Below are 8,932 nucleotides of genomic sequence, written 5' to 3'. Positions count from 1 at the left end.
GGGCGCTACAGGGCAAGAAGGGCTGTTGATTAACGGTTTACGCGTTTCAATCCTCGCCCGCCCCGAGAGGCGGGCGCTACGGCGCAACGCATTGGCGCATCCGCGCAGGGATTCGTTTCAATCCTCGCCCGCCCCGAGAGGCGGGCGCTACACTGGCCGCATACAAACACCCTCCTTCTTCTTTGTGGTTTCAATCCTCGCCCGCCCCGAGAGGCGGGCGCTACTCCACTGTTGGCTACCTGGGAGAGCGGTCACCGAAGTTTCAATCCTCGCCCGCCCCGAGAGGCGGGCGCTACTCAAAAGCCACGCTGCGATACGGCCCAACATGGCGTTTCAATCCTCGCCCGCCCCGAGAGGCGGGCGCTACGTTATACGTCATTTTGGAGAGTGAGATGAGAGAAGTTTCAATCCTCGCCCGCCCCGAGAGGCGGGCGCTACCTGGCGCGGCGATCCGCTTTTAATCCTGATTCGCAGGGTTTCAATCCTCGCCCGCTCCGAGAGGCGGGCGCTACACTGAATTATTGAAGGTATGAGCGGTTGATTCATGTTTCAATCCTCGCCCGCCCCGAGAGGCGGGCGCTACGCTAGACGGCCAGCGCTATCAATACAGGCAGATGAAGCGTTTCAATCCTCGCCCGCCCCGAGAGGCGGGCGCTACGTTTTTCACGTTCAGTGCAATGTTGCCCTGACCTGTTTCAATCCTCGCCCGCCCCGAGAGGCGGGCGCTACTGTTTGGCCGTGGGTACAACAACAACACCCTGGTGTTTCAATCCTCGCCCGCCCCGAGAGGCGGGCGCTACCGATGGCCAGCACGTATAGGCCGTAGGTGTAGACGAGTTTCAATCCTCGCCCGCCCCGAGAGGCGGGCGCTACGCGGTCAATCAGGTTGACGCAGGCGGCGTCATCGGTTTCAATCCTCGCCCGCCCCGAGAGGCGGGCGCTACTTGACCACGTGTACGATCAATTCCCGGCTGGCGGCGTTTCAATCCTCGCCCGCCCCGAGAGGCGGGCGCTACTCCGGCAGCTCGGCCGGCTCGCAGCCGACGATATGTTTCAATCCTCGCCCGCCCCGAGAGGCGGGCGCTACGATTGTTCGCCGCTGTTGCGCAATCAGGGGTAGGGTTTCAATCCTCGCCCGCCCCGAGAGGCGGGCGCTACAAAGGCCAGCTCCGCGATTACACTCATTTCGAAATGTTTCAATCCTCGCCCGCCCCGAGAGGCGGGCGCTACCATCGGCTACGGGTAATGTAATCGTGGGCTCATCGGTTTCAATCCTCGCCCGCCCCGAGAGGCGGGCGCTACAGCGGCAACCCTCGCCGCGATTGCGGCATGCTGCTGGTTTCAATCCTCGCCCGCCCCGAGAGGCGGGCGCTACGTCTGTTTGCGGCAGTCGCAACCACCGGCACGGGGTTTCAATCCTCGCCCGCCCCGAGAGGCGGGCGCTACTTGAGCCTGGGTTATCTCCCTGTTGTAGTCAGTCGGGTTTCAATCCTCGCCCGCCCCGAGAGGCGGGCGCTACGCAGCAGGATCAGCAGCTTGGTGGAAAGGCTCACGGGTTTCAATCCTCGCCCGCCCCGAGAGGCGGGCGCTACAGGGGAAAAATGAGCATTTCACGTGACCGGATGGCAGAGTTTCAATCCTCGCCCGCCCCGAGAGGCGGGCGCTACGGCGGCTTACGTCATCCTTGCTGACGTGAATGCGGTTTCAATCCTCGCCCGCCCCGAGAGGCGGGCGCTACAGGATCCTCGGCGTTAATGCGGCACTCGATCGAATGTTTCAATCCTCGCCCGCCCCGAGAGGCGGGCGCTACCCGCGCCGCCAGTAAAGCCACTGGAATTGATACTAGTTTCAATCCTCGCCCGCCCCGAGAGGCGGGCGCTACGTGGCGCACCATCCGCCATCATCAGCCATTCCTCGTTTCAATCCTCGCCCGCCCCGAGAGGCGGGCGCTACGCCACATCAATTAATGTGGCGCGCCCATCCTTGAGTTTCAATCCTCGCCCGCCCCGAGAGGCGGGCGCTACCTCGAAGCCGATCGCCTTGCACTTGAATTCCTGCTGTTTCAATCCTCGCCCGCCCCGAGAGGCGGGCGCTACCGGTGTAGCCCAGTGCGGCCGCCAGTGCGATATAGTTTCAATCCTCGCCCGCCCCGAGAGGCGGGCGCTACCACCGGGCGCACGGTGTCGGCGTCGATGTACGCTTGTTTCAATCCTCGCCCGCCCCGAGAGGCGGGCGCTACACCAGGCTGTAGAGCGCCGCGTTGACGATCCAGACGTTTCAATCCTCGCCCGCCCCGAGAGGCGGGCGCTACAGTCCGCTTACAACGCCATGACTTTCAACGTTAAAAAGCGTACTTTGCGCGAACCCTCGGTTTTCTTGCCTCCGAGAGTTCGCACATCCAAACGACGAAGGCAGAAAAATCATCTCCGTCAATACATTAGCCACAGCGCGAACCTGCCGCGTTTGTGTCGTCGCTACTGGTTCGCGCATCATATTACCAGCGCCCCTTCAAAATCCACAGCTTGGAAATTTCCATATTCCTTGATGTGCAACTCTACCGGCTCGGTCAAACGGTATAAGCGCAGACTGTCTTCTTTCTCATTGATCTCTGCAAGCAGTCGCCGTTCTAACTCTTCAAGCTGCATCTGGTTGACCTTACACTCGAACACTGAATTTTGTACCCGCTGCCCGGTGCTTTCGCAAACTTTCGCAACGCGGCGTAGCCGTTTGCGACCGGCTGCGGTTACGGTGGATACATCGTAAGTGATAATAATCAGCATGGCGTTAACGGTATAGAAACGGGAGATAACCTTCCATTTCGCCGCGCAGGGTACGTGCCATAAAGCGCGCTTGCAATAACGGCAGCAAGCCAATCGGCACTTTGGTTTCTAGCAAGGGGTGCATCACCTCTTCCTGCTTGCGCTCCTGATATGCAGTAACCACGACACGGCGTGCATCGCCTTCGAGCAGCACCGCGCCACCTTCACGTTCAGAAAAATCGTTGGCTCCAATCTGCCCCCGGTTAATCAGGGTAAGCGCCAACCGGTCGGCAAAGATGGCACGAAACTCTTCCATCATATCCAGCGCGAGTGCTGCACGGCCGGGGCGCACGACATGCAGAAAACCCAGCTGGGGATCAAGACCGACGGCCTCCAGCGCTGAACGGCAGTCGTTCATCAGCATGGAGTAGAGAAACGAGAGTATCGCGTTAAAACGGTCGCGTGGCGGTCGCCGGGTGCGCCCATCCATCGTGAACTTGTCGCGAGCTTCACGCTTGACCAACAACGGCAACGCCGCGAAATAATTTTTTGCCGCATCACCCTCAATGCCGCGCACCACGTCCAGATCGGGGGCGTGCGGCAGGTTGCGTAACGAGCTGGAAAGTGCCTCGGCAGCGGCTGCGAGTGCGCGGCTGTCTTGCTCAATACCTGCTTCACGCGCACCGCGCAGCAAGACCTGGCGTCCATTGCGCAACTTTCCGGCAATGGCGCTTTGAGCAATGCCCAGCGTAAAATTTTCATCCAGTGCCAGCCGGTGCTGCGCCTGCCGCAGCAGGATATTGCCGGAAATCGAGCCTTCCAGCCGCGCCTTGAAACGCCCATTGCCGTCCAGCAACACAAGGCTGATTCCATCATCCGCGCAGCGGTGCATTAATGCCGGAGAAAGCATGATGTTGCCCAGGCAAACCACACTGCCCAGATGATGCAGCGGCACCTGCAACTTCTTTTCGTGCTCCACATCCACCCGCACCGTGTCATTCTCCAAATGGAGATAGGAGTTCGGAGTCATGACATAAAGGGTATTGAGAATCTGGCGCGCCATTTTTACACTGCTCCCGGATCAAACAAGGTTTCCAGCAAAACATGCTGCGTTGCACGCGCAGCGACAGCCTGCGGCTGGCAGATTTCCTTCAGCGAACACTCCTTGCAGCGCGCATCATTGACCGGGGGCGGCAACTTGCCGGAATCCATCATGGCGCGGATGGCGTTCACCGTTTCTTCCACCTTATCGCGCAATGCCTGAGTAATCGCCACCTCACGCCTGCGCCGCGAACCGTGGTGGTAAATCGCACCATGCGTAATAACCCTGCCGGTCATCTCTTCCAAACACATCGCCTGCGCGGCTAGCTGGATGTCATCGTGGGATTTTTCACGCTTGGGGCCATGCTTGTATTCCACCGGATAGATGTGCCCGTCGGGACGGAACTCCACCACATCGCACTTGCCAACCAGCCCCAGCCGATCCGACCACACCGGCAATGCCCGCTCGGCACGCACACCCTCGAAGGTTTCAAATCCCGGATCATCCACCCGCTCATGCGCTGCGTTGCCGCGCATAGTGAAAACGTTTTCATCGAATACCTGCTCAACATGAATCAGCGCGCACTGGCGCGGGCAGTAGCTCCAGTGCTGGAGGGCGGAGAGCATGATGGGGTCTGCGGCTTCCATCTAGCCGAACAACCGCTCCAGCAACACATCACGCACCAGCCTCATGCCCAATCCAACAATTCAGCAATGGGCGCCGCCCATTCCGGCAGTGGGCAGTACTGCTTGATCACTTTTCCCTTGTTGGCACGCAACACCAGCGCTGCCTGTTCGCCATCCACGGAGTTGTCGTACAAATAGAGCCGATCCACTTCCCGCGCCACCAAGGCGCAATTGGCGATCGAACGAAAATGGCGCGCAATGATTTTCTGGATTGGTACATCGTGCCCACCCTGCATCACCCGGCGAGCAACACGCGCAGCATTGATGGATGGATCGCGGGTCGCCACGAAGAACACGCGGGTAAAAAACCCGGCAGCTTGAGCCCGCCGCACAAAATCCACCTTGTCCGGCGCTGAGAAAACACTCTCGAAAGCCAAGCTGCGGCGCTCTGCCAAGCAGCGCTCTCGCCGTTTGCTGGCAAGATCAGCCGCCTGCAAAACAGCGGATTCGGAGTTCCAATCGCCAAACTCGTCACGCGCGATAAAATCGGGGTTCACATACTCACACCCGGCAAACCACTCATGCGCCAACCCCCGCTCGGTCACGGTCGTCTTGCCCGCACCGTTCGGCCCTGCCACCAGCAGCAGTCGAGGCTGTTCAGCCAGTATCATGACGCTGCCACCACATCCCTGGCGCGCGCATCCGCCACGGCCTCAGCCAGTTTTCGGCGCATCCAAATATCGGATTCCCGCTTGCGCGCCATTGCCAAATCCAGTGCTTCGCTCATTACCTCGGCCAGCTCTTCATCGGTTGGGTCGGTATCCGCTGCCAATGGGTTGCGTTTTGTATTGGATAAATCAGCCATGCAAGACTCCTTAAAATATCAGGCTTTTCTTTCAAGGGTTACGCCGGGTACGACTTCTTGGCTTACACCGAGCGGCATTTCTTTACCGTCCACGAGAACATTATAATCCGCGAAATCACGCGGCACCGATGCGCCGTCTTTGAGTTTTGCCTGAATGTGCTCGAATAGACTGTAGGCGCGGGCATTCCCCAGTTTTGAATCATGCTTGAACACATACAGACCGCGCGTCGTCATTTCGCCACGAGCAGCGGAACGATCATGCTCGAACATATCGGAAAGTGCTGTCCACAACAATTCGAGGTCAGCGTCAGAAAATCCCGTCTGCTCCGCCAAGTGCGCAGAAATAAAGCCATGCGCTGCATAAAGGCCATAGGGCACGGTAAACTTGCGGCCCATCGTGCGGTTGTCGCCGCCCTGCTTTTCGGCTTCAGCTTCGGTAGCCACCGCCATGCGGGTAATGGAGTGCTCCAGCGCCACGATAGGGTCGATTGAACGGCCAAAAGTCAGTTGCACTGGTCCGCGCACTTGACCGCAGTTAGGTGCTGATTTAAGAGACATGACTGCCCCAAAGGTTCTGATGTCGAAATAGTTTTTGCACATCCACTCTCTACCCTTATCTACCTCGCTAGAGTCTGGGCGACGAGCCTTCACTTGCTTGAGTCCTTCACCGATGAGTTTTTGAATATCCGCAGAACATAACTTTTCTTTTTTTGCTTCCTTTAGCCAGTCTTTGATCTCTTTTTTGTCCAAGTCTGCTGCGAATACCAAGAGCCAGCCTTCTTCTTCGTCCCCGGTAAGCGTCAACCCATCTGGCAGTGCCACATCCTCGAATTCCTGCGCCAATTTTGACTCGACCTTCAATTGCGCTTCTTCGCCAAGACCAATGCCAAGAGTTTTGAAAGCTTCAACATGTGCACGACCTAGAACTGCCTTTTCACGCACATAAATATTGTGGGGCGTCTGGTAACTTTCCCTAAGCGCAACGTAGTTCCTAATCTTCCTTTTCAAACATACATCTGTCACCAAGCCGCGCCCAGTTTCTGCATCCATACGCGGCAAATTGCCTGCGTCCGGGTCGCCGTTGGGGTTGCCATCTTTTACGTCAAATAACAAAACGAAGTCATAACGATTTTGAATACTCATGGTTCAAGCTCCCTGTTCTGGTTAATGTTGTTATTTCTTGGTGTAAAGATCAAGTTGCTGATGGTAATAACCGATGGCGAATCGTCCTTGCTCGGACAGTGGCAACTGGGGTGGGAACTCCCTGAGTTCTGACACGATTTCGCCGATCATCTTTTCGTAATACACCTTCTGACCCGCGCTCAACTTGGCAAGGTGGTGATTTTTTAATTTCAGCAAAGTTGGGAAAACCGTCACCGGACTGCTGGATGCCGCGCCGTAAAAACGATCACGGATGGTGGAGTTCAGTTTCGCTGGCTTGGCAGCATCCTCCTGGATTTTTTCAAGCACGGCAAACAAGCGACCCAAACGGTAAGCGGGATTGGAATTGGTAGTATCAAGCGACACGGTAATATCCTCCTGTTGATTTTTAAAACGGGATGCCCGATTGAGGCAGCCTTTGATGAGCGCGGCGCGGGCGTAGGTCACATTGGGCAATGGCTTGCCGGTTTTATCGTTTTTCTTTGCTTGTTCGGCGCGAATCTGCCGAATAGCCGCCTGCAACAAAGTAGCGGGATAAGGTGTACCCGACAAAATCGCCCGCATGGTATCGCCTGACAGATTGGGCGGAATGTTTTTGGATTCGCCCAATTTGGCGATATTTACCAGCAGACGAAATAGCGAAAGATAGGGCGGATCGTAAGATGCCCGGTCGATTTTCAGGTCATCGAAATGCTGCCGGATGCGCCCAGCAAACTCCGCTACCGTGCCGGTCTGCCAGAAGCGAACAGAAATACGCGCCGCATTGGGTGCCAGTCCTAATACAAAGAAACGGGTGGTATCGCTGTCGGTATCAAAACTCCCCATTTCGACACTGCGATAAAGATTCTCCACTGCCTTCACATTACAGTCTGGGTCGTCCTTGCGCGGCTCCCCAAACAGATCGAGAAAACCTGCTTCCAACTCGTCAGGTGCATCGGCCCAAAAAACTGTGGAGGCATCGCCTACCTGTATTTTTTGTGTCGAGTCTTTTCGCAGTAAATGATTGAGCGCGGTGGTATACGCAAAAGAGCTAGCTTCGCTAATCGGCGCATTCTCACCTTGCCGTTCCTCCTTGCCATACGATTCAAATGCCCGCAGATTGAAGGAAACAATGTCAGCACCAGTGGTATTGGCATCCCGAACACCCTTGATCGGGGGCTGAAGTCGCGTTGCCGGTGCCGGGTTTCCAGTAATTAGGCACACCATAGGTTTTCTGTTACCGATTTGAGCAGCTTCCGTTTTGAGTGCCCCGATAACTTTGGGATGCTGGCAGATAAGCTCCGCTTCTCCCACCATACGAAAAGCCAGCCATGGCTTGGTTTCCACGATCTCCTTCCACTCTGCTCTGCTTTTAGCCTGTTCTGCTGGCCGATTAGTCAGAAACAGTTTCATGGCGTTAAGACCCTCGTTTTCAAGGACAAGATATTCACCAAGCTTGGCTATGAACGCTTTTTGTTTTTCCTTCCCACCTTCCAGTCCAAAAATATATTCGGCATTATCCCAAAGCCGATATGAATTCACTCCGCAGGTACGCTTTTCACCTTGAGGCATAAGAAAAGACTTGGCGCGTTTTTTCTTTGCATCGCCAATACGGGTATCCTCAATTTGAACTAGATTTCCTTCTCCATCCAAAACGATAACAAATGGAATCTCTTTCCATTCAAATCCCGGCGGGGCGATTCCAGCATCCGGGTCTGCCGCCTTGCGGTCGTAATACCCTTTCAGGGCCTGAAGTATCATCCCCGTACCTCTTCGCTGTTCCAGTCTGGAATTTCCACTACGCCGTTTTTCATTCGTGCATTGAAAAAACGCGGTGCGGGGTCGGCTGGATTGGTGTAGTCCATGTCGTAGAGCATCCAGCCCAATTCGCGTGTCTCCGCAATGAGCGGGGCGGGCTCCTTGGCTGGATCATCAATCAGCCGGACGTCGCAAGCAAACTCGCGACAGCCGAGGTAAGGCTGGTTGATGCATTGGCCTTTTTCAGCGCGACGCTCAAACATATTGAGAAACTTGACTGGCGTATTAGGCTTGTGCTGTTCCTTTCCTTCCTCGGGTTCTTCCACGACGTGGGACAGGTGCGGGTAGTTGAACCGATGGTCGCGTTCGGTCATCTCAAAGTGTGCGTACAGCCGATATTTCACATCGCGCAAAAACAATCCGGCGCGCTGCTGGCGGAATTTTGGTTTACCGTCATTCTTAATGTCGTCAATGTAGAACCCGTCCTCCCAGTCTGGCGACATTTTGCACCCAACTTCGTTGCGTCGCACCGAAACCCAGCAAACTGGATTGAGCACTTCGATTCTGGTCGGCACCCAGCGGATCGCGGGTTTCCAGAGAATGGCCTCGAACACGGCACGGGCGGCGGATGGCGTGATGACGTCGTAGCTGACACGTTCCACTTTCATTTCCGGGCGGGTGAAACAGGCGAAATCGCCACTCACTTCCAGGCAGTAGGTTTTTCTTGGCATGGCTTTCCCTT

At 56.3% G+C, this 8,932-nt stretch carries 8 protein-coding genes and 1 CRISPR repeat array; all 8 genes read right to left on the bottom strand.

Annotated features, from left to right (window positions below; all coding sequences use genetic code 11):
* Positions 1 to 43: 43 nt before the first annotated feature.
* Positions 44 to 2,311: a CRISPR direct-repeat array (repeat unit 37 nt; unit sequence GTTTCAATCCTCGCCCGCCCCGAGAGGCGGGCGCTAC).
* 178 nt (positions 2,312 to 2,489) lie between these two features.
* The 8 genes from cas2 to cas5c are packed head-to-tail and all read right to left on the bottom strand — an operon-like array spanning position 2,490 to position 8,921.
* Positions 2,490 to 2,780, bottom strand: coding sequence for a CRISPR-associated endonuclease Cas2 (gene cas2, locus VMV64_RS15260; protein WP_325331869.1), 291 nt, complete (start codon positions 2,778 to 2,780; stop codon positions 2,490 to 2,492).
* A gap of 4 nt (positions 2,781 to 2,784) precedes the next feature.
* Positions 2,785 to 3,822, bottom strand: coding sequence for a type I-C CRISPR-associated endonuclease Cas1c (gene cas1c / locus VMV64_RS15255; RefSeq protein ID WP_325331867.1), 1,038 nt, complete (start codon positions 3,820 to 3,822; stop codon positions 2,785 to 2,787).
* 2 nt (positions 3,823 to 3,824) lie between these two features.
* On the bottom strand, positions 3,825 to 4,448 hold the full coding sequence (gene cas4, locus VMV64_RS15250) for a CRISPR-associated protein Cas4 (protein WP_325331865.1): 624 nt from the start codon (positions 4,446 to 4,448) through the stop codon (positions 3,825 to 3,827).
* A gap of 41 nt (positions 4,449 to 4,489) precedes the next feature.
* Positions 4,490 to 5,098: a zeta toxin family protein gene (locus VMV64_RS15245; RefSeq protein ID WP_325331863.1), complete on the bottom strand. Its 609-nt coding sequence runs from the start codon at positions 5,096 to 5,098 to the stop codon at positions 4,490 to 4,492.
* Entirely contained in the window at positions 5,095 to 5,292 is a 198-nt protein-coding gene (locus tag VMV64_RS15240) for a hypothetical protein (protein ID WP_325331861.1), read from the bottom strand. Before VMV64_RS15240 ends, VMV64_RS15245 begins: the two co-directional genes overlap by 4 nt.
* A gap of 18 nt (positions 5,293 to 5,310) precedes the next feature.
* Positions 5,311 to 6,435 carry a type I-C CRISPR-associated protein Cas7/Csd2 gene (gene cas7c / locus VMV64_RS15235; RefSeq protein WP_325331859.1) on the bottom strand — a complete coding sequence of 375 codons (1,125 nt, stop codon included), beginning with the start codon at positions 6,433 to 6,435 and terminating at the stop codon, positions 5,311 to 5,313.
* A gap of 30 nt (positions 6,436 to 6,465) precedes the next feature.
* Complete coding sequence (cas8c, locus tag VMV64_RS15230; RefSeq protein ID WP_325331857.1) at positions 6,466 to 8,193, bottom strand: type I-C CRISPR-associated protein Cas8c/Csd1; 1,728 nt, start codon at positions 8,191 to 8,193, stop codon at positions 6,466 to 6,468.
* Positions 8,190 to 8,921, bottom strand: a complete 732-nt coding sequence (gene cas5c, locus VMV64_RS15225; protein ID WP_325331855.1) for a type I-C CRISPR-associated protein Cas5c — start codon at positions 8,919 to 8,921, stop codon at positions 8,190 to 8,192. The genes cas8c and cas5c overlap by 4 nt, the downstream gene beginning before the upstream one ends.
* Positions 8,922 to 8,932: the final 11 nt, after the last annotated feature.

It is taken from the genome of Sulfuricella sp. (assembly GCF_035531155.1).
Classification (GTDB): domain Bacteria; phylum Pseudomonadota; class Gammaproteobacteria; order Burkholderiales; family Sulfuricellaceae; genus Sulfuricella.
This window is presented reverse-complemented; position numbering and strand designations above follow the sequence as displayed.